General features: G+C 27.9%; 14 protein-coding genes and 1 tRNA gene. 2 read left to right on the plus strand and 13 right to left on the minus strand.

Annotated features, from left to right (window positions below):
• Positions 1–11 precede the first annotated feature (11 nt).
• On the plus strand, positions 12–611 hold the full coding sequence (gene yihA, locus Bsans602_RS03230) for a ribosome biogenesis GTP-binding protein YihA/YsxC (RefSeq protein WP_500837071.1): 600 nt from the start codon (positions 12–14) through the stop codon (positions 609–611).
• A gap of 154 nt (positions 612–765) precedes the next feature.
• Here the strand turns inward: yihA and polA are convergent, their stop codons facing one another.
• The 10 genes from polA to ftsY form a co-directional block, all read right to left on the minus strand.
• Complete coding sequence (gene polA / locus Bsans602_RS03235; RefSeq protein ID WP_500837072.1) at positions 766–3,564, minus strand: DNA polymerase I; 2,799 nt, start codon at positions 3,562–3,564, stop codon at positions 766–768.
• A 184-nt stretch (positions 3,565–3,748) separates the two neighbouring features.
• Entirely contained in the window at positions 3,749–4,378 is a 630-nt protein-coding gene (gene dsbA / locus Bsans602_RS03240) for a thiol:disulfide interchange protein DsbA (RefSeq protein ID WP_500837073.1), read from the minus strand.
• A gap of 514 nt (positions 4,379–4,892) precedes the next feature.
• Positions 4,893–6,374, minus strand: coding sequence for a 4-hydroxy-3-polyprenylbenzoate decarboxylase (ubiD, locus tag Bsans602_RS03245; RefSeq protein WP_500837074.1), 1,482 nt, complete (start codon positions 6,372–6,374; stop codon positions 4,893–4,895).
• A gap of 314 nt (positions 6,375–6,688) precedes the next feature.
• A complete protein-coding gene (ubiB, locus tag Bsans602_RS03250) occupies positions 6,689–8,329 on the minus strand; it encodes a ubiquinone biosynthesis regulatory protein kinase UbiB (protein WP_500837075.1) in 1,641 nt (546 codons plus the stop codon).
• Positions 8,330–8,918: 589 nt separating this feature from the next.
• On the minus strand, positions 8,919–9,677 hold the full coding sequence (ubiE, locus tag Bsans602_RS03255) for a bifunctional demethylmenaquinone methyltransferase/2-methoxy-6-polyprenyl-1,4-benzoquinol methylase UbiE (RefSeq protein ID WP_500837076.1): 759 nt from the start codon (positions 9,675–9,677) through the stop codon (positions 8,919–8,921).
• A gap of 104 nt (positions 9,678–9,781) precedes the next feature.
• On the minus strand, positions 9,782–11,323 hold the full coding sequence (gene rmuC, locus Bsans602_RS03260) for a DNA recombination protein RmuC (protein WP_500837077.1): 1,542 nt from the start codon (positions 11,321–11,323) through the stop codon (positions 9,782–9,784).
• A 229-nt stretch (positions 11,324–11,552) separates the two neighbouring features.
• A complete protein-coding gene (gene udp, locus Bsans602_RS03265; protein ID WP_500837078.1) occupies positions 11,553–12,338 on the minus strand; it encodes a uridine phosphorylase in 786 nt (261 codons plus the stop codon).
• Between the two features lie 234 nt (positions 12,339–12,572).
• Positions 12,573–14,861 carry a 5-methyltetrahydropteroyltriglutamate--homocysteine S-methyltransferase gene (metE, locus tag Bsans602_RS03270; RefSeq protein WP_500837079.1) on the minus strand — a complete coding sequence of 763 codons (2,289 nt, stop codon included), beginning with the start codon at positions 14,859–14,861 and terminating at the stop codon, positions 12,573–12,575.
• Between the two features lie 317 nt (positions 14,862–15,178).
• A complete protein-coding gene (rpoH, locus tag Bsans602_RS03275; RefSeq protein ID WP_500837080.1) occupies positions 15,179–16,027 on the minus strand; it encodes an RNA polymerase sigma factor RpoH in 849 nt (282 codons plus the stop codon).
• A 630-nt stretch (positions 16,028–16,657) separates the two neighbouring features.
• A complete protein-coding gene (gene ftsY / locus Bsans602_RS03280; protein WP_500837081.1) occupies positions 16,658–17,584 on the minus strand; it encodes a signal recognition particle-docking protein FtsY in 927 nt (308 codons plus the stop codon).
• A 471-nt stretch (positions 17,585–18,055) separates the two neighbouring features.
• Here ftsY and rsmD point away from each other — a divergent pair, with 471 nt between their 5' ends.
• Complete coding sequence (gene rsmD / locus Bsans602_RS03285; RefSeq protein WP_500837082.1) at positions 18,056–18,646, plus strand: 16S rRNA (guanine(966)-N(2))-methyltransferase RsmD; 591 nt, start codon at positions 18,056–18,058, stop codon at positions 18,644–18,646.
• A 164-nt stretch (positions 18,647–18,810) separates the two neighbouring features.
• Here the strand turns inward: rsmD and pgi are convergent, their stop codons facing one another.
• From pgi to Bsans602_RS03300, 3 genes are all read right to left on the minus strand, one after another.
• Positions 18,811–20,466, minus strand: coding sequence for a glucose-6-phosphate isomerase (gene pgi, locus Bsans602_RS03290; protein WP_500837083.1), 1,656 nt, complete (start codon positions 20,464–20,466; stop codon positions 18,811–18,813).
• Positions 20,467–20,887: 421 nt separating this feature from the next.
• The gene (locus tag Bsans602_RS03295; protein WP_500837084.1) at positions 20,888–21,790 is read right to left on the minus strand and encodes a homoserine O-succinyltransferase; all 903 of its coding nucleotides are present in this window, start codon (positions 21,788–21,790) and stop codon (positions 20,888–20,890) included.
• A 375-nt stretch (positions 21,791–22,165) separates the two neighbouring features.
• Positions 22,166–22,242: transfer RNA gene (locus tag Bsans602_RS03300), tRNA-Ile, on the minus strand.
• Positions 22,243–22,864 lie beyond the last annotated feature (622 nt).

Raw genomic sequence — 22,864 nt, forward strand, 5'->3', positions numbered from 1 at the left:
ATATAGTATGTATGCAATATAATTATCATGTTACTTATTTTTTAGTAAGCGTGCCTGGTATTTATAAATTACCTGGCAGTGTGGGCATGGAAGTAGCTTTTTTTGGTTATTCTAATAGCGGAAAATCTAGTGCCATTAACGCTCTAACTTATCAAAAAAAACTTACTAAAGTTAGTAAAACACCAGGATGTACGAGACTCATCAATTTATTTGAAATAGAACCAGGCGTTCGTCTTATTGATTTTCCTGGTTATGGTTATTCTACAGATATAAGAATAAGAAAAAATTATTGGCATGATGTAGCATGTGAATACTTGGAAAAAAGAGAAAATTTAAAAGGATTGGTATTAATAATGGATATTAGACATCCTATAAAAAATCTAGATAAAAAAATAATTGCAAGCGCGCTTGCAATGAAAATTCCAGTTTTTACTTTATTAAATAAATCAGATAAAATTTCTAAAAATGTTGTGAAAGTTATAACTCAAAAAATGATCCAGAATATGGAAACAAAATTTACAAGGCATATACAAGTCGCACCTTTTTCTGCTGTTAAGAGACATGGAGTAGAATTGTTAAAAATCACTCTCAATAATTGGTTAAAATTTTAAAGTAATAAAACAATACATGCGTTATAAATTAATCATAATAATTTCTATGTTTATAGAAGCTATATAAATTTATATAGTAAATAAATTATTCGAATTAGTACTTAATATTCATATGCATATTATTTTGTATGGTGTATATACTAAATTAATAATACTAATGTGCTTGTTCCCAATTTTTTCCGATGCCAATATCCACTTTTAACGGGACATCAATGACAAAGCATTCTTCCATTAACTTTTTGATTTGTTTTACAGCTGGATCTATGATTTTATGATGTACTTCAAATACTAATTCATCATGCACTTGCATAATTATACGTGCTGGAATTGCGTCTTTTTGTAACCAATTATCAACAGATATCATTGCTTTTTTAATAATGTCAGCAGCACTTCCTTGCATGGGAGCATTGATTGCCGCTCTTTCAGCACTTTTTTTCTGAGAAATATTAGAGGAAAAAATATTTGGTAAATATAATTTTCGTCCATCTAATGTAGATACATAGCCATATTTATTAACATGTTCTCGAATATGTTTCATATATCTCATGACTCCAGGATACCGTTTAAAATAACGATCTACATATTTTTGTGCTTCTTTACAAGTTACTGATAATTGGCGTGCCAATCCAAACGCACTCATTCCATAAATTAATCCAAAATTGATAGTTTTAGCTTGATGTCTTTGCTCATTAGTTACTAAATGTAGAGCAGTTACAAATATCTCAGCAGCTGTTGCAGTATGAATATCTTTTTCAGAAAGAAAATCGTTAATTAATTTGATGTCTTGAGATAGGTGAGCCATTATTCTTAATTCTATTTGTGAATAATCTGCGGCTACAATTAAAAAATTTGTTGGAGCGATAAAAGCTTGACGTATTTTTCTGCCGTCATCATTTCTATTTGGAATATTTTGTAAATTTGGATTAGTAGAAGAAAGACGTCCTGTAGAGGTTCTAGTTTGGTTATATGAAGTATGCACTCGATTCGATTTTTCGTTAATCATAGCGATTAATTTATTGGTATAAGTAGATTTTAATTTAGCTAAACTACGATATCGTAAAATAATTTTTGGCATTGGATATTTTTTAGCTAATTTTTTTAATACTTCTTCATTAGTTGAAGGAATTCCAGTAGGTGTTTTTTTTAAAATTGGCAGTTTTTGTTTACTATATAATATTTTTTGTAATTGCTTGGTTGAAGAAAGATTAAAATCAGTATTTACTAATTGATATGCCTTTAGTTTTAATTCATTAAGTCGATAATCTAATTCTATTGAATGAGCGTTAAGTAATTTTTTATCTATTAATACGCCATGACTTTCAATACGAGATAGTACAGATATTAAAGGCATTTCTATTTCTTCAAATATTTTTTTTAGTTTGTCATTTGTATTTATCTGAGGCCACAAAATATGATGTAGATTAAATAGAGATGTGATAAATTTATCAGCATGCAGAGACTGCGATTGTATGTTGTGCACGTCTGAGGCAATAATACCATTTTTATGGTAATTATTTTTAAAATCTACAACAGCATTAAATGTATCTTTATCTAAAAAATTTTTTATATCTTGATAATCGGAAGTACCGTACAATATATATAATTCTAACATAACATCAAATGCCATACCAACCAAATTTATATTGTAACGTTTCAATATAGCATGACTAAACTTTAAATGTTGTCCAATTTTTTTTATTTCTGAGTTTTCTAAAATTGGTTGTAGTGTTAATAATATTTCTTCAAGATATAAAGCATCTTGATGAGTATTAATTAAATTAGTTTTTATAGGAATATATGCACTTTCATTAGGATTTATAGATAAACATATGCTGATAATATTAGCTGTAGCAGCGTTAAATATATCTGTATGTATATTAAATATAAAGAATTTAGATGTTTTAATTTTTTCAATCCAATGATAAAGCACTTCAATATTATGTATTATTTTAACAATTTTTTTTTCTTTGACATAATCTAATAGTAAATTATTTTTTTGATCTAAAAAAGTATTTTTTACACATTGATTTGATGATAACTTATTTAAACATTGATATTTATGTAACCATTTTCTTGATTTTAAATCTATTAACCAATTTTTAAACTCATATTGTTGAAATAACAACAATAAAGTATCAATATTTATTTGTTGTATTGATAGTTGATAAACAGATGTGTCTAAAGACACATCTGTTTTAATAGTTGTTAATTTATAAGAAAGAAATGCTATCTCTTTATTCATCTGTAATGTGTTTCGTATTGTCCTGGCACCCCGCAGTCCCAATATATCAATTTTATCCAAATTGTCATATAATACTTTTAAATTACCTATTTTTTTTAACAATATTTGTGCAGTCTTTTTTCCTATTCCAGGAACTCCAGGGATATTATCGGAGCGATCTCCTATCAACGCTAAATAATCAGCTATCAACACTGGTGGTATTCCAAATTTTCTTTCTACTTCTTCAGGAGTAAATATAATATTTGACATGGTGTTAATAAGGGTTATTTTGGGAGATACTATTTGAGCCATATCTTTGTCTCCTGTACTAATTAATACAGGAATTTCCGATTGTGCGTAAAATATGGCTAGTGTGCCTATTACATCGTCTGCTTCTACATTAGGTATTTGAAGTATTGGTAACCCCATAGCTTTTATTATTTTGCGTAATGGATTTATTTGAGTATATAGATCTTTAGGGGTTTTGATGCGATTAGCTTTATATTTTTCAAATAAGTTATTACGAAATGTTTTTCCAATCGTATCAAGAACAATTACCATATGAGTAGGTTGATATCGTACTAATAGACTTTTGATCATATTGATTACCCCATATATTACCCATACTGGTTCTCCATGGCTGGTTTTTAATGATGGCAGTGCGTGGTATGCACGATGTATATAAAAAGAGCCATCCACTAAAATTATCGGGTTATTTATAGTTGTAACCATAATGATATTTATATATGATCTAATCTTATAGAAAAAGATTAAAGAATGCTGAATACTTATTTAATCAACTACATCAGATGACAATATTATCATAGATAATAAAATAATGAAAATAAAATGGAGTTTGTGTCATATAACAAGGTTATTATATAATAGTATGATAATTACATTAAATATGTAAATTTTATGTTTTATTTATGAGTATATTTAATAATTCACAAAACTGTCGCATATAAGCATTTACTGATGATATATCTAACTTATCGCTTTTTATCATATATTTACCATTAACAAATATTGACGGGACCCCTCTTAAATGAAAATTTATTGCCGCCTGTTCTTGATCTATTACCAAGGATTTTACTAATATACTATCCCAAGCAGTATCAAATTCTTTTGCATTAATACCAGACTTAATGAATATTGCACGAATATCGTCTATGGTATGGATGGATTGTTGTTTTTGTATCGCTGTAAATAATAGCGGGCTAATTTTATTTTCTATTCCCAATGCTATTGCTACAGCCCAAGCGTGTGTTAATTGTTTTCCTAAATTACCTAAAAAATTTACATGATATTTATAAAAATTTATGTTTTTGGGCAGTGTTTTTTTTATATTGTTAGAAATATGATAAATTTGTTCGAATTGATAGCAATGTGGGCAATAAAAAGAAAAAAATTCTAGTAGTTTAGGGGCATTATGAATAGGTTTATTTAATCGAATGTATTGTTTTCCTTCGATGATTGAAGATGAATTGCTTTTATATGAAAATATTAAAGAAATTATTATTAAAATAAGATGTAATTTCTTCATACAGCCTCCTAATAATCCTACAGATATTGATTATTAATAATAATATTTTACTTGATTTATTGACGTATGATTTTCATTATTATATAATGAAAGTGTTATTTGATATATATGAGACTTTATGTGTTTATTATAAATGAATAGGATTTCATAATTACTGTATTAATTGAATGTAATAAATAAAAATTTTTATAATGATGACTTAATATTACTAATATGTTTTTGTATTTTGTATAAAAACTTTAAAAGTTAAGATTATTTTGATGTTTATATAAATGGTCACAATGAAGCAATTGCAGAAATAGTTTTGAAGATAGTGTTATTCTATCAATTGTACATAATGTTGTTTTATTTATCATAGAAAGATATATATTGGAGTAATGAGTGATTTATATTTTATATATATAAATACCTTTTAATTAAAAATAGAGTATATAGTGATTCTTATATAGTCAAAATATAATTTGTGATTTTTTTATTATAAAATATGATGATTTTTGCGTTTGAAAAAATTATGTTATTGTTTTTCTTTATGAAGTATGTTTAATTTATCCCAAATACTATCAATATAATGTCGCACTGTATTGTGCATTTTAATTGGAATACCCCATTCTCTTTCAGTTTCCCCGGGCCATTTGTTTGTAGCATCCATACCTATTTTAGCGCCTAATCCAGGAATTGGGCTAGAAAAATCCAGGTAATCAATTGGAGTATTTTCTATAATTATGGTATCTCGAGCAGGATCCATACGTGTAGTAATTGACCATACAACATCATTCCAATCTCGTGCATTAATATCGTCGTCACATACAATAATAAATTTAGTATACATAAATTGTTTCAGAAAAGACCATATTCCGAAAATTATGCGCTTGGCGTGCCCAACATATTGTTTTTTTATGGTTACGATAGCTAGTCTGTATGAACAACCTGCAGGAGGTAAATAAAAATCTATAATTTCTGGAAATTGTTTTTGTATTATAGGAATAAATATTTCGTTCATTGCCATTCCAAGCATTGCAGGCTCATCTGGTGGACGTCCAGTGTAGGTAGAATGATAAATTGGATTATTTCTTTGAGTAATGTGGGTAATAGTACATACTGGAAATTGGGCAGTGGTATTATAGTACCCTGTGTGATCTCCAAAAGGTCCCTCTATTGCTGTTTTATCTCGTTCTAAATATCCTTCTAATATAATTTCAGAATTTGCTGGAACATCTAAGTCACATGAAATGCATTTAATTACTTCAGTTTTATAACCTCTTAATAGACCGGAAAAAGCATACTCTGATAACGTATCAGGGACGGGAATTACCGCTCCCAGTAAAGTAGCTGGATCAGATCCTAATGCTACGGTGATGGGAAATCTTTTTTCTGAAGTATATTTATTCCATTCTTGAAAATCTAATGCTCCACCACGATGAGATAGCCATCTTATAAGAATTTTGTTTTTAGATAGTACTTGTTGGCGATAAATTCCAAGATTTTGTCGTTTTCTTTTTGGACCACGAGTTATTGTGATCCCCCAAGTGATTACAGGAGATATATCGTTAGGCCAACAACGCATTATTGGCATATGTGTAATATCTACGTCTTTATTACACCAAACATTTTCTTGGCATGGAGCTGTACTTACACGCTTGATAGGCATATGCAAAATATGACGAAAATGAGGTATTTTAGAAAAAAAATCATGTATTCCTGTTGGGAGTTCAGGTTCCTTTAGGAATGCAAGCAATTTTCCAATATCACGTAATGATAGAATATTTTCTTTTCCCATACCTAAAGCTATTCTGTTAAGGGTCCCGAATAAATTACAAAGAATGGGTATTGTATATCCTTTAGGGTTTTCAAAAAGGAGCGCTGGCCCTCCGGATTTAATGGTACGATCAGCAATTTCAGTTATTTCTAAATCAGGGTTAATAGGAAGAGTAATTCTTTTTAAGTCTCCTCTGTACTCTAGAATTTTGATAAAATCACGTAAATCTTTGTATTTCATGATATTTAATCAGGTATTAAGTTTAAAGTGTATTGTCCTAATGTAGGATGGGATTATTTTTACAACAACATCCACTTTATATAATACAATATTGCATATTGTAATTAATAGATTTATTTCTAAAATAGTTCAAATTTTAATTATATTAATATAATTCATACAGTACCAAATTGTATTAGTTGTCGTCATTATGTTAGAATAGTTATGTTGAATATAAAATATTTGTATTTATATAGTATATATAAAGATATTTTTTAAATTGTTGTAGTAACATTCTATTTTAATAAAGTTAAAAGTAATGTTAATAACAATTATTATTGTACGATGCGTTTCCAGCCTATTGTCCAAACGAGAATGCCGGCTAAAAATAAAAAAATAGAAAAATTTTTAAAATATTTATCTTGTATACATAAGAAAATACTGCTGGTAATTAATGTCGCTCCAACACCGAATAAAAATAATGCTTGATTTTGTTTAGTTCGTTGTGTTTTTAATTCTGTTATCAGAATTTCTATTTTTTGTTGCAGCATACACGAACGTTTAAATTCATTAGATAATAAAGTGGGTAATTCTGACATTTTATTTATCCAATGAGGTATTTTATTTTTTAAAGTACATATTGTTGTTGAAAATTTTAATTGATCCTTCATCCATTTTTCTAAAAAAGGTTTAGCAGATTTCCAAAGATTTAAATGAGGATACAGTTGTCTCACTATTCCTTCAATATATAATAAAGTTTTTTGTAGTAAGATTAATTGAGGTTGTATTTCCATATTAAAACATCGTGCAGTGTTAAATAAACACAGCAATATTTTACTAAAAGGAACTTTTTTTAGTGGCTGTTCAAAAATTGGTTCAAATACTGTTCTTATTGCACATTCAAAGTCTTCAACGTTGGTATTTATAGGTATCCAACCTGAGTCAAGGTGTAATTCAGCTATCTTACGATAATCGCGATTAAAAAATGCGATAAAATTTGCTGCTAAATAGTATTTATCTTTTTTATTTAAAGATCCGACAATACCGCAATCAATACTAATGTATTTTGGGTTGTCTGGATGTTTATAGCTAATGAATACATTACCAGGATGCATGTCTCCATGAAAAAAACTATCCCGAAATACTTGAGTAAAAAATACTTCTATACCGCGTGCTGCTAATAATTTCATATTAGTTCTTTGTTTCTTTAATGCAACTGTATCGTATACAGGTATACCATAAATACGCTCCATAACCATAACTTTTTCACTGCAAAAATTTACATATACTTTGGGTATGTATAATATCTGACTTTTTTTAAAATTCCTTCGTAATTGAATAGTATTAGCTGCTTCTTTCAACAGATTAAGTTCGTTAAAAAGAGTTTTTTCATATTCTGAAATAACTTCTGAAAATTTAAATTTTCGTCCTTCTGGTAAAAATTTATAAATCCAATTGGCTAATCTATGCATTAAACGTATATCTGTTTTAATAATAGGTAAAAGACCTGGACGAATAACTTTGATTACTACAGCTTTGTTGTTTTTTTTAAATCTAGCAGAGTGTACTTGTGAAATAGATGCAGATGCCAATGGTATTTCTTGAAAATCTTTAAACCATGTTTCTAATGGATTACCAATAGCACGTTCTATATATGTTTTAGCAAGGATACCATCGAACGGTGCTACGCGGTCTTGCAGCATTGACAATTGATCTGCAATAGAATCTGAGAAAATATCACGACGAGTAGCAAGTATTTGTCCTAATTTAATCCATATTGGTCCTAATTCTTGTAATGCTAAACGAAATCGTTTTCCTAAAGTTAGTTGATAATGTTTGTTTAAAATGCGTAAAAAAAATCTACTGCCTATTCTTAATGGAAAAATTAATCGATGGGTAGGAACAAAATCACTTAATCCATAATTTAGTATTGTTTTAATTATGTAAAAAAATCGATATAATTCATCAACAAACATTAAATTTCCTATAATTTATTTAAATAATTAGATAAATATTTGGTTATATTTTTAAATAGTGTATTTAATAAAATACGTACTAATTCTAGTATACTCTGAGTACAAGAGTTTACTTATCATGAGTAATGATAAGTAAATATTTTTGAATATAAATAATATTCATTTTTGTAATAATAATCTAGAAGTATTGAATCCTGGATTCATATGATGAATTTTGTATAAGATATTGTTAATATAAATAAAACAAGATTAGTAATCTATGACTAGTAGATATTATCTAAATATTTTATTAAATATATTATTTTAGCTATAAATTACTATTATTTATTAAAAAAAATTTTATATCGCGCATTATATATTTATTAAAAGTAATAATAAATATTACAGTATATATATTATACAATATAATTCGTTTTTTCTAATACTGAAAATATATAACTATTTCTTGTTAAAACGCAAAATAGCTGGATATTGTAGTTTTATTATGGAATAACTTTTAAAAAATTAATAAATTATTGATCATATCTGGTGATGATTTATAAAATGATTAAACATTGATTATAATAGTTTTTAATATAAAAATATTATTTTAATATTTATGTGCGCAATGTAATACTGCAATTCCGCAAGTCATATTAAAATATTTAACATTATTAAATCCTGCTTGTATCATCATATTTTTCAAAGTTTCTTGATCTGGATGCATACGAATAGATTCTACAAGGTAGCGATAACTATTAGCGTTTTGAGCTATTAATTCACCTATTTTGGGTAAGACATGAAATGAATATAAATCATATATTGAATTTAATATTTTAAAAATAGGTACTCCAAAATCTAAAATTAGTAATTTACCTTTAGGTTTTAGAACCCTATGCATTGAAAATAATGCTCGTTCCTTGTTTGTAAAGTTACGCAAACCAAAAGAAACAGAGACACAATCAAAGGTATTTGCAGGGAAAGGTAAAGCTTCAGCATCAGCCTGTATATATATTACATTATTTAATATGCCTAAATTGCGTAATTTTTTTTGTCCTAGATCTATCATAGAATCATTGATATCTACTAATACTACTATCCCTGCATTACCAACTAATCGTGAAAATTTAATACTTAAATCTCCGGTACCACCGGCTAGATCCAGCACTTTTTGTCCGGTATATACTGAACTGTGATAAATCATGAATTGTTTCCACATTCTATGTATACCAAAGGACATTAAATCATTCATTAAATCATATTTTGATGCTATAGTACTAAAAATATTAGATACTAATAATGTTTTTTTATTTTTGGGAACCTTTTGAAAACCAAAATGAGTTGTATTTTTGTTGTATTTATCATGCATGTTTATTTTTATTATAATACCTTGTGCATTAGGTTTTTATTTATTGAAATTTAATAAAATAAATGTTTTGATTTTGTTGTTTTACACATTTTAAGTATATTTAATCAAGAATCTATTAAAGGTTCATGAGATGTACTTAGGATGATTTTATTTTCACAATTGGATGTGTTGGAAGAACTATTTTGTTTATCAAATAGAAATATAGAAGAAGGAGTAGTATCATTAGTAATAATTGGTTGTTTTATTTGTACTCCAAGCGCTCTAAAGCTTTCTGCCTGACTTATAATATTACCTTTTCCTTCAGAAAATTTGTTTTTTGCTGCATTATAAATAACTTCTGCTTTATTCAGATATAGACCAATTTTATTTAAGTCATCCATAAACAGTCGTAGTTTATCATATAATCGTCCTGCTTTATCAGCAATTTTTTTTGAGTGACAATTTTGATATTCATAGCGCCATAAATTATTAATAGTACGCAAGGCAATCAACAACGTTGTAGGACTAATTAACATAATGTTGTATCGCATGGCATCAGTTAATAATGATGCTTCCTTTTCAATAGCTAACATAAAAGCAGATTCAATGGGAACAAACATTAAAATATAATCTAATGTGTTCAATCCAAATAATTTTTGGTAATCCTTTTTACTTAACGATTTTATATGTGTACGTAATGAATGAATATGGTCAATAATAGCTAATTGTCGGTTTTCTTCGTTATTGCTATTGAAATAACGCTCATAGGCTACCAAAGATATTTTAGAATCAATTACTACATCTTTTCCTTGGGGTAAATGGACAATTACATCAGGTTGTAACCTATGTCCATTTGTTTGTTTTATGCTGGTTTGTACATGAAATTCATGACCTTCCCGCATACCAGATGCTTCTAATGCGCGAGTTAAAATTATTTCTCCCCAACTACCTTGTATTTTGTTATTTCCTTTTAATGCTTGTGTTAAATTAATAGTTTCTTGAGTGATTTTTGTGTTTAATTGATGTAGATTACGAATTTCATATGCTAGAGTATCTCTTTCTTGTTTTTCTTTTTCAATGTTATGTTGTATTTGATTTTTAAATCCTTCTAATTGTTCTTTTAATGGATATAGCATTCTATCAAGGGTTATTCGGTTCTGTTTATCTATCTTATATCCGTTCTCTTCAAAAATACGATTTGCTAAATTTTCAAATTGCATAGTTAGTCTGTTTTCACTATCAATAAATAACTTTTGTTTTTCTTCTGTTGCAAGCTTATATTCTTCTAATCGAATGTTTAATTCTTGTAGTTTTAATTCTTGAGTATGATTTAAATTTAATTGTGTATGCAACTCATGATTTAGTTGTTCAGACTTTTGGCGATAATGATCTAATAATTTTAGACGTTCTTCAGTAGTGGATAATTTTCCATATAGTTCATGTACTATTTGCGATTCATTTTGTAATTTTTGTTCAATGTTATGCCGTAAATCAGATTCATTTTTTAAATTTTGTTTAATTATACACAAGGTGTTTTCGTGAGATTTACAGTCATTTTTATATCTTTGGATACAACGTTTTTTTATAATTTTACAGAATATTCCAGTGATTAGGGAGCCTGCTAAAATACTAATTATATTATATAAGTAAAATGGGATAATTGTCATATATTCTCTATTATAAAATGTAATAATAAAATAATTATAGCTATTACTTGGTATTAATCATGGTATTTAATATTTCAAAATATGTTATTTATGGTACTGTAAAAAATTTTCATATGAAAGTATTTAAAAATACTCTCATATGAAAATTTTTTAATCAATTAAGTTATATCAAGATAAATCAAATCTAACTTAAATAATAATTAATAGTTAATCTTATCAAATAAATTAATTATATACAGTTATTATTATCTTCGTTAAGAATTATATGCGCGCCTTCTATTGCAACTTTGATCGCCATATTTTCAGCATTACGTATGCAAATAACATTTGGAGTTTCTCGTTGTGTGCGGTTTACGATAATGCCTGTTACAACTCCTGCTCGTAGTCCTTGGGTCAAGCACATAGTCAATAGTGTTGCAGATTCCATTTCATAGCTCATAACTCCCATGCTTTTCCATTCTTCCATAGAGCCACGTAATTTTTTAATAACTCGACCAGAATATGTATCTTTTCTTTCTTGTCCTGGATAAAATGTATCTGAAGACACAGTAACTCCATAATGTGATTTAGTACCAATTTTTTTAGCAGCTTTAATCAACGCTATAGTACATGATAGATCTGCTGCTGCTGGGAATTCTAACGGAGCAAAATGTTGACTGGCTCCATCACAACGGACAGCAGCAGTAACTATTAATACATCACCTATTTTTATATATTTTTGGATAGCGCCCGCAGTGCCTACGCGTAGAAACGTACGTATCCCTAATTGGGACAACTCTTCTATTACAATAGAAGTAGAGGAACCGCCTATTCCTGTAGAACAAACAATTATTGTATTTTCATTAATTCTTGCAGACCAAGTGGTAAATTCTCGGTAGCTAGAAATATATTTTGGATTGTTCATAAGTAATGCAATTTTTTTGACTCTACTAGGATCTCCTGGAAGAATAGCTAAAGTTGCTCCTTGGAGATCACTAGTTTTTAAACCTAAATGAAATACGTTACTCATAGACATACGGTTTTTTATTTAATTATGTTAAGAGTGATTACAAATGTATTTTGTACAGTTAAAATTAATTGTAATTTTTAAAGGCTTCGAATTTTTATAAATATAAATAATATAAATGAAAATTTCTTTAATGATTGTTTCTTAAACAAAATTTATAGATGTATTTTATAATAAAATAACAGACTTAGTAATCTTATTGTAATGTTTATTATTAAATTATTAAAAATAATCAGTTAATATTCATGAATATTGTTTACGCAATATTTTTACTGCAGATATCATATTATTTAAGGATCGTGTAGTTTCAGTCCATGATCTTGTTTTTAATCCACAGTCAGGATTGATCCATAAACGATTTTTTGGAATATATTTTAATAATTGATTAATTTTTTCGATAAGATCATTCTGGGTTGGTTCATTTTTAGAATGAATATCATATATACCTGGACCAATTCCATTTAAGCTCATTACTACATGTTGTATGGTTTTTAATATTTTGTCATCTGACCTAGATGCTTCTATACTGATTACGTCTGCATCTAATTCTATAATTGCATGAATAATATCATTAAATTCGGAATAGCACATATGAGTATGAATCTGGGTATCATCTTTTACTGATGATGCAGTTATCTTAAATGCATTGATCGCCCATTCTAAATATTGTTTTTGATCAGAATTTTTTAAAGGTAATCCTTCTCGTAAGGCTGGTTCATCAATTTGTATTATTCGAATTCCAGATTTTTCCAAATCTATTACTTCATCACGTATTGATAACGCTAATTGCAGTGCAATTGTTTTACGTTGTATATCTTCACGTAAAAATGACCAAGACATGATAGTCACTGGTCCAGTTAATATACCTTTTATTGGTTTGTTAGTTAATGATTGAGCATAACTAATCCATTTTGTAGTAATGGGTTTTGAACGACTGATATCTCCAATAATTACTGGAGGTTTTACACAACGAGAACCATAACTTTGTACCCATCCATTTTGAGTAAATATAAATCCATTTAAGTTTTCTCCAAAATATTCTACCATATCATTTCTTTCTGGTTCTCCATGAACTAAAACATCAAAATCCAATTTTTCTTGTTCCATAACAATTTGTGCAATATAATTTTTAATGCCAACACAATAATCTTTTTTATTGATTTGGTTATTTTTAAAGTTTGAACGAAGTTTACGAATTTCTTCAGTTTGAGGAAATGAACCGATAGTAGTTGTTGGGAACAATGGGAAATTAAATCTTTTATGCTGCAAAATAACCCGTGTTGCGTATGGAGAGTATCGAGAGTGTGGAATTTTACTAATATGTTCAAGTTGTTTTTTAACTTGTATATTATGAACTGCAGTGGAGTGGGATCTTAAATTATTGGCAATATAATATTTATTAAGTATGTCCTCATATGTTGAGTCATTTTTATTTTTATAATTTAAAGCAGTGCATAGCATCTTTATTTCAGAACATTTTTGTAATGCAAAAGCAAACCATTCCATGATATGTTTGTCTAATTTTTTTTCCATATTTAGATCAATAGGGCTGTGTAATAAGGAACAAGAAGAGCCTATCCATATCTTACGTTCTTCTACTAAAGGGGAAAGCTTTTTGAACCAATTATGCAGATTAGTTTTCCATATATTACGTCCATTAATTACTCCTGCTGAGAATATCCAATTTTTTGGAAGTTGTGCGTGAATCAAAGGCACATTATCAGGACTAGACACTAGATCTGCATGCAGACCATCTACTTTAAGTTGTTTGATAGTATGTAGCTGATGGTATATACCATCGAAATAAGTAGTTAGTAATAATTTAACTTTACCGTGAAGTTGTTCGTACGCATTAAAATATGCCCCTAACCATTTCGATGGTAGCTCTAAAACTAATATGGGTTCGTCAATTTGTACCCAATCAATATTCTTTTTTGAAAAAATATTCAGTATATCTTGATATACTGATAACAAAGCAGGTAATAATAACAGTCGATCAAATTGTTTCTCTTTTACTTTACCTAACCAAAGATAACTAATTGGTCCAAGTAATATTGGCTTTATTTTATATTTTAGTGATAAAGCTTCATCTATTTCATCAAATAATTGAGTCCAATTTAATTTAAATTCTTGATTTTGAGTAAATTCAGGTACTATATAGTGATAATTTGTATTAAACCATTTTTTCATTTCTGAGGGGGGTATCAGTTTTTGGTTTAAAGAATAGCCTCGGCTTACTTTAAATAGTGTATTTAAAGTAATCTTTTCCTGGAAAGTATGATGTCTACTTGGAATATTATTTAGCATTAAACTGGTAGTGAGAACATGATCATACCATGCAAAATCACCTACTGGGATCCAATCTATACCAAAATCTTTCTGTTGTTTCCAATGACGCATGCGCAATGTGCGACCTATTTCCAATAATTTATCTTCTTTTATTTTTCCGTTCCAATAATTTTCTAGAGCATACTTTAATTCTCTATGTAAACCAATACGAGGAAATCCTAATGTATGACCGACAATTGTCATAATTTACTCCATGATCTGTTTGTAGTTATATGAAGTGGGCTTCAAAAATAAAATAAAGTATTTTCCAAAACTATTGTTGACAGCAACAACTAATCCAATCATTAAATTACTAATTTAATACTAAGAAATCAATATTCGATTACATATAGTATTTACAATGAGCTGCTAGCTATACTAGAATATACAATATCAAATAGTTTTAAATTTTTCATCTATAAGAATAATATCAAATAATTGTGTATACAGTCAAGTAACTAGACTTTTATAAATATATATTCAATAATTTGTCTTTATAAAAGTTACTTATAACAAATTAATTAGTTCTGTATTATTAATTTCATTTTTTTCATGGCATTTTTTTCTAATTGACGTACTCGTTCAGCGGAAACACCATATTGATTAGCCAATTCTTGTAATGTGCTTTTATTATTATCTACGTTTAGCCAGCGCGCACGAATAATATGTTGACTGCGTTTATCTAGAGTATTTATAGCTGTATTCAATTTATCACTAACTTGATCAATCCATTCATCTTCTTCATTAGAAGTAGTAATTTTATCTTGCAAGTACAGTACAGGAGCTATTATTCCTCGATTACTTTCATCAGAGGATTGTTCAAAAGTCATATCTTGTGCTGCCATACGAGATTCCATTTCGCGTACGTCTTTGCTGGTAACGTTTAATGCTTTTGCAACTATTTCTATTTCTCCTGCATTAAACCAACCTAAACGTTGTTTAGTTTTTCTTAAATTAAAAAATAGTTTACGTTGTGCTTTAGTAGTAGCAATCTTTACAATACGCCAGTTTTTTAGAACATATTCATGAATTTCTGATTTAATCCAGTGTACAGCAAACGACACTAAACGAACATCTAATTCTGGATTAAATCGACGTACAGCTTTCATTAAACCAATATTACCTTCTTGTATTAAATCAGCTTGTGGCAATCCATAGCCGGAATAGTTTCGAGCAACATGAATGACAAATCTTAAATGCGATACAATAAGTTTTTTTGCCGATTCCAAATCTCCATGATAATATAATTTCTTAGCCAAGGCTTGTTCTTCTTCTGAAGTTAGAAGAGCATAGGAATTGGCTGCTCTTATATATGCTTCCAAAGTTCCTTGAGGAACTAAAGTTACGTTGTTTTGCATATTTTTAGGCATTTATTCTCCTAAAATGATCACATGTATTAAACAATTATATCATGTCCGTGCAGGATATACATGAAACTAAGTGTAAAATAATTCTATTATATTAAAAGGAGTATTTATGTAATAAACTGCATAACACATTTAATGATATTAATCATTATTAATTACACTATTATTTAATGGTATTTAAGTACTATAAAGTTACTTGTTTATTATCAATAAATAACTATTATCATTCCTTAATGATATTGTGTGGCTGAGTAGTCAGTTGTATTTAAAATATACATCTGTTAGGTTACCGTCGTTAACGATGTGTATGATGTTACATTTAGGATAAAATTATCACATAGATATATTATGTGTGTTTATTTATGTAATTATCGCGAAATATAATGATTTTTATGGTTTAATTCTATTTCTTATTAATGTCTTAGTATATGTAAAGATTTGGTTTAAATCATCTGCAACTAGTATTTTATTTTCTAAAAATTGAACAGTGCTTAGAGAACACCCATAAAAGTATTACAGAGTTAATAATGTAATGCTATTTTGGAATAATTATTTGTATTTTATTGTATAATATGAATATTTATTTGCAAATAAATATTCATATTATATAAACACAGTATTTTACCATTAGGTTTATTTTTTAAAAATAGCTTCAACAAAGTTGTGTGGTTCAAATGGTTGAAAGTCATCGATATTTTGTCCTATTCCGATATATCGTATTGGAATGGAACAGTGATCAGCAATAGATAAGAGAGCGCCTCCTTTAGCGCTACTGTCCAATTTGGTCATAATTATACCCGTAATTTTAATTGAATCATTGAATATATGCACTTGGTTAATAGAATTTTGCCCAATGTTAGCATCAAGAACTAATATAGTTTCATGAGGGGCTTCTACATCAACTTTCTTTATAACTCTAATAATTTTTTTTAATTCTTCCATTGCATAGATTTTATTTTGTAATCTTCCCGCGGTATCTATAATAAGCAAATCAACAAGTTTCGTTTTAGCTATTTTAATAGCATCAAAAATTACTGAAGCAGGATCAGAAGTAGTATGATTTTTTATTACTGCAACGCAACCACTACGTTTTCCTATAATTTCTAATTGGTTTGTTGCGGCTACTCTATAGGTATCTCCTGCCGCTAACATTACAGTTTTATTTTTTAGTCGGTAGTAATATGCTAATTTTCCAATAGTAGTAGTTTTTCCAACTCCATTAACTCCTACCATTAATATGGTAAATGGTTTTTTGTCCTGTATAAGTAATGGTTTATCGATAGATATAAGTATATTTAATATCTCGTTACGTAACGTATCATAAAGAGATTTGTCATTACAATTAGCATGAAGGCTAGTATAATTTTTTAAATTATTAATAATTTTTTGAGTAGTTTGTGTGCTTATATCTGCAACTAATAATTTATTTTCAATATTATTTAATATATCAACATTAATATTTTTGTTACGAACCAACTGTATTATGTTGTCTCCTAATTTTTTTCGAGTATTTAATAAACTCTGTTTTAGTTTAGTAAATAAATTATCTTTGTAATTCATGTGTACTGACCTTATCATATTATCAATATATTAAATGTTATGTTTATTTTATATTTTCTATGCAATACTTACAATTAATCAATAATATTAAATATATTGTCTTCTTATGAAGAACAACATAGAATATTCTATTTATGTAAATAATTTATTATCTATAAACTTCCTATAAGATTTAAACATGTTTCCATTGCTTACATACGTTATTATTAGTTCATTGTAAGTATCAAATATGATTAACTAATAACATAACAAATCACCACTGTGGATATATGGCAATATTAGGTTATCACACATTATAACTATAAATAAGATTTATAGTTATAATGTGTAGAATATATAAGTTCATGTATAAATGGTCAGACTGTATCGGAGGAATGTAAAATTAATATCGTTTCTGGCAGTAGATGTTTTTCATATTAGAAGATGAGAATTATTATGGTTACTTATCTTATTATGTAAGAGATGTAGTATATGTATAGAACTAAACTGCAATTAGGTGGTGTTGGGAAAATTAGAATTATTAGTGGCAAATGGAAAGGATATAAAATACCTGTTGTTCGGCGCGCTAATATACGTCCAACTACTGATCGTATACGTGAAACACTATTTAGTTGGCTTAATCCTATCATTTCTGGTGCTATTTGTTTAGATTGTTTTGCTGGAAGCGGTGCATTAGGTTTAGAATCATTGTCTCGAGGAGCTAATAAAGTAACTTTTCTAGATAATAGATATATTTGTATTACAGCGTTGATGGCAATTGTGCAGTCCTTTTTAGCGTATAATAGTGAAGTAATATATACTGATTGTCGTTCTTGGTTACGACGATCAATGGATACTTATGACGTAATTTTTATAGATCCTCCCTTTAAAGATAAGGTTATACCTGAGGTTATTTTTTTATTAGAACGGTATAATCTTTTTAAAAAAGAATCTTGGATTTATATAGAAACTTCAAAAAATAAAAATGTTTTTGATATTAATATAATTCCTCGTTACTGGTTTTTATATCGAAAAAAAATTACTCAAAATATTATATGTTATCTTTTTATAAGAAGATCATAAAATTTCGATATAAACTAAACTAGATGCTAATTAAAGTTGAGATAAAGTATGTGACTGTTTAATAATAATTAAATCTAATCTTTGTTATAATTTTGATTTGTTACATATATGTATCAGTGAATGAAATAATAGGTTGTTTTATAATATAATGTAAGCATTATGTTTTAAGTACGCCAGGATTGGTAATAATTGATTAAACCATAAGTTGAACTATCATGCTTACTAGAAATAACATTGCTGCATTTTAATTCTGTTAGAATACTACTAGCCAGTTGTTTGCCTAACTCTACTCCCCATTGATCAAAAGTGTAGATATTTAAGATGACACCTTGTGTAAATATTTTATGTTCATATAAAGCAATTAAAGCTCCTAAAGTATAAGGAGTAATTTTTTTTACTAAAATGGAATTGCTGGGATTATTGCCTTTGCATATTTTAAACGAAACTACATGTCGTTGGGGTTGGTAATGTGCGTTAGATGTTTTAAATTCTTTCAATACTTTTTGATTTGTGTTCCCAAAAGCTAATGCTTTAGTTTGAGCAAGAAAATTTGATATTAATTTTTCATGATGATCAGATATAGGATTATGACTTATTACGGGCGCAATAAAATCACATGGAATCATTTTAGTACCTTGATGTAGCAGTTGATAAAATGAATGTTGTCCATTAGTTCCAGGTTCTCCCCATATAATAGGACCAGTTTGATATGTGATAGGGTATCCATTACGATCTACACATTTCCCATTAGATTCCATATTGACTTGTTGTAAATATGCTGCAAAACGATGCAAATACTGATCATAAGCAAAAATTGCTTCGGTTTCTGCTTGAAAGAAATTATTGTACCAAATACCAATAAGTGCTAAAATTACTGGTAGGTTCTTATCTAGGGGCGTATGATAAAAGTGCATATCCATAGCATGGGCTCCAGTTAATAATAATTCAAAATTATTAACTCCCAACGATAGCATTATAGATAAACCAATGGACGACCATAACGAATAACGGCCACCTACCCAATCCCAAAGTTTAAACATGTTTTCTGATGGATTAATACCGAATTTACAAACCTCAATAGCATTTGTAGACAATGCTACAAAATGTTTAGAAATATGTTGTTCATTAGGAGTAGCTTTACAAAACCAACTACGTGCGCTACGCGCATTGGTCATAGTTTCTTGAGTGGTAAAAGTTTTTGATGCTATTATAAATAATGTATTTTCTGGATTTAAATATTTTAATGTTTCAAAAATATGGGTTCCATCTATATTAGAAATAAAATGTAGATTTAGATGATTTTTATATGGTTTTAATGCTTCAGTTACCATATAAGGGCCAAGATTGGAACCTCCAATTCCTATATTAACAATGTCTGTGATTATTTTATTTGTGTATCCTGTCCAACTACCTTGAATAATACAATTACAAAATTTTTTCATTTTTTCTAAGACTGCATTTATTTGCGGCATGACGTCCAATTTATTTACTAAAATGGGAGTGTTTTTCCTGTTTCTTAAAGCTACATGTAACACAGCACGATTTTCACTATAATTAATTTCTTTACCGTGAAACATATCTGAGATAGCTCCTTCAAGATCACATTCTACAGCCAAAGATATTAGTTTGGTAATGGTTTTATTTGTAATTAAGTTTTTTGAATAATCAACTAAAATTTCATTATCAAATGTCTTGGAGAAATGTGTAAATCTGCAGTTATCTTGATTAAATAAATCATTGATTGATATATCTTTTATGTCATAAAAATGTTGTTTTAGATGCTTCCAAGCCTGTGTATGAGTAGGATTGATGTTTTTCATAATTTATTTTGCGCTGTATCTTAAAAATAAGTAAATAAAATAAAAGTCTAAGATCAACTTTTAGTTAAACATTTGAATTATTTTATTATAAATGAGATCATCAATAATGATCATATCATATTTTTAATACATATCAATATAATTAAAATTTATAATCATGAAGACTAAACATATTAAATAATTATTTATTTTTTAAATTAAATTTATATGCATGTATTTATATCTGATTGAATTATACTTTTATTTTAATAATAGGATATTTTATAAAAATGTATTGTTAGCAAAATTATATGTATAAAGCACATACATGTATTCACTATGATTTGTCAATCATGACAAATCACCTAAAAAATTAGTGCTTATAAAATAAATAGTTAAAAATACAGATTGTTATTCGTTTATTTATTCTGTTTAGAAAAAATTAAACATTTTGTGGCATTTGATATACATAATGATTTAACCAATTGGAAAATAATAAATACGCATGACTTCTCCAATTAATTTTAGGCATCAAATTAGGGTTATTTTGAGGAAAATAATGATTTGGCAACGTTGGATTTAGTCCTAATTTTATATCTCTAGAATATTCCTGAGATAGAGTCAGCGCATCATATTCTGGATGTCCCGTAACAAATATTAAACGTTTGTCCTGACTAATAAGTAAATACACACCGGCTTCATCAGATTCTGCTAATATTTCTAAATCTGTGTTTTGATAAATTAAATTTTTTGGGAAATCTGCATAACGAGAATGAGGTGCTGCAAATATATCATCAAATCCTTTTGTTAAAAGTGCATGAGAATTTGTAGTGTTATGTTGGTAGATTCCTACTAATTTTTTTTTTCGAATAAATTTAGGCAAGTTGTATAATATCTTTAAAGCCGCCTGTGTTGCCCAACAAACAAATAGTATTGAAGTAATATGCTCTTTTGCCCACAACAATAATTGCTCGATTTGTGGCCAAAAAGTTATATCTGTAAAATCAATTAATCCTAGAGGAGCCCCAGTTACAATTAAACCATCAAAATTTTGATGTTGAATATCTGAAAAACTACAATAAAAGTTATTTAAATGTTCAACAGGTGTATTTTTAGGAATACGGTCGTCTATTCGTAATAGTTGGATATCAATTTGTAAAGAAGAATTTGATAATAATCGTAAGAATTGGTTTTCGGTTTCAATTTTTTTTGGCATTAAATTAAGGATTAATATTTTTAAAGAATGGAGTTCTTGAAAAATATTTTGAGATCTTTGCATAACAAAGACTCCTTCGTTCTGCAAAAATTTTACCGCAGGCAATTCATCTAATACCCGGACTGGCATAGTGTCACGACCTTTGATATATGTGCAAAATTTATTTAATTTTATATGGTTTATTGTTCCATCTATATACACAAACCGCAATTTTCTATTATTTTTCGTAAAAATAAAATAAGTTTTAATAACAATTAAAGTTTTAATACATATGTATAGGATACAAACATTAAGCTATAGTTAAGAACAGTTGGTTTTGTGCCAGTAGATACGATTATGTGTATAATTAAATTAAAAAGCAGCACTCGTACTGATAAATATGCTATATATAGAACAACATACAACGCTATCGAGTCTATCAAATTTATTTGTATAGTAAATTAATATTTTTGTATGCTCTTTAATAAAGATATAAAAGGCCTACTGAAGTAATTATCTCAATAATGGTAGGCCTGAGTGGAATTGAACCACCGTCCTCACCCTTATCAGGGGTGCGCTCTAACCGCCTGAGCTACAAGCCTGTAATATATATAGTATGTATGGAAACTATATCATTTTATAATTGTAATCACAATAATATAGTGAATGGTAAATACAGACTGACTATGTATATAATATAAATTACTTCTACTACAATAGCATAATTAGGAATGCTAATTCAAGCATTTCTGTATATTTACACATTAATCAAAAATGGTTAAATAATGATAATTCCTTCAATTTTTTTTATTTTTAAAATATATATTGACACTGATTATTAATATTGTGATTTTTAATCATTCGTAACAATATATGTCACAATTAGAACAATTATCCTGTAATTACCAAACAATAATATTACTTTAGTGTTTGTACAAATAATAATTACTCTGTTCTTTATAGTTGAATTTTGTAATTCTTTCAAATACACTTATTATGGAGATAGTATTGAACAAATGAAAGATTATGTACCAATATTGTGGTAATGTGGTTTTTTATAAGCAAGAAAGGATTAATTACATTATAATATGGCATATACAGATGCAGTTTATTTATTTTTCCGTTCTTGCATAAGTATTTGGATAATTGCGTACAACTGAAAATTTTTGTTAATGCAAAATTGTTCTAATGAAACAAGTATTATTTGTATGATGAGGTTAATGT

Source organism: Candidatus Blochmannia sansabeanus (nom. nud.), assembly GCF_059935345.1.

Bases quoted from the DNA above. Each gene is read 5' to 3' on its own strand.
- yihA (WP_500837071.1), top strand. From the start codon at position 12: ATGCAATATAATTATCATGTTACTTATTTTTTAGTAAGCGTGCCTGGT.
- polA (WP_500837072.1), bottom strand. From the start codon at position 3,564: ATGGTTACAACTATAAATAACCCGATAATTTTAGTGGATGGCTCTTTT.
- dsbA (WP_500837073.1), bottom strand. From the start codon at position 4,378: ATGAAGAAATTACATCTTATTTTAATAATAATTTCTTTAATATTTTCA.
- ubiD (WP_500837074.1), bottom strand. From the start codon at position 6,374: ATGAAATACAAAGATTTACGTGATTTTATCAAAATTCTAGAGTACAGA.
- ubiB (WP_500837075.1), bottom strand. From the start codon at position 8,329: ATGTTTGTTGATGAATTATATCGATTTTTTTACATAATTAAAACAATA.
- ubiE (WP_500837076.1), bottom strand. From the start codon at position 9,677: ATGCATGATAAATACAACAAAAATACAACTCATTTTGGTTTTCAAAAG.
- rmuC (WP_500837077.1), bottom strand. From the start codon at position 11,323: ATGACAATTATCCCATTTTACTTATATAATATAATTAGTATTTTAGCA.
- udp (WP_500837078.1), bottom strand. From the start codon at position 12,338: ATGTCTATGAGTAACGTATTTCATTTAGGTTTAAAAACTAGTGATCTC.
- metE (WP_500837079.1), bottom strand. From the start codon at position 14,861: ATGACAATTGTCGGTCATACATTAGGATTTCCTCGTATTGGTTTACAT.
- rpoH (WP_500837080.1), bottom strand. From the start codon at position 16,027: ATGCCTAAAAATATGCAAAACAACGTAACTTTAGTTCCTCAAGGAACT.
- ftsY (WP_500837081.1), bottom strand. From the start codon at position 17,584: ATGAATTACAAAGATAATTTATTTACTAAACTAAAACAGAGTTTATTA.
- rsmD (WP_500837082.1), top strand. From the start codon at position 18,056: ATGTATAGAACTAAACTGCAATTAGGTGGTGTTGGGAAAATTAGAATT.
- pgi (WP_500837083.1), bottom strand. From the start codon at position 20,466: ATGAAAAACATCAATCCTACTCATACACAGGCTTGGAAGCATCTAAAA.
- Bsans602_RS03295 (WP_500837084.1), bottom strand. From the start codon at position 21,790: ATGCCAGTCCGGGTATTAGATGAATTGCCTGCGGTAAAATTTTTGCAG.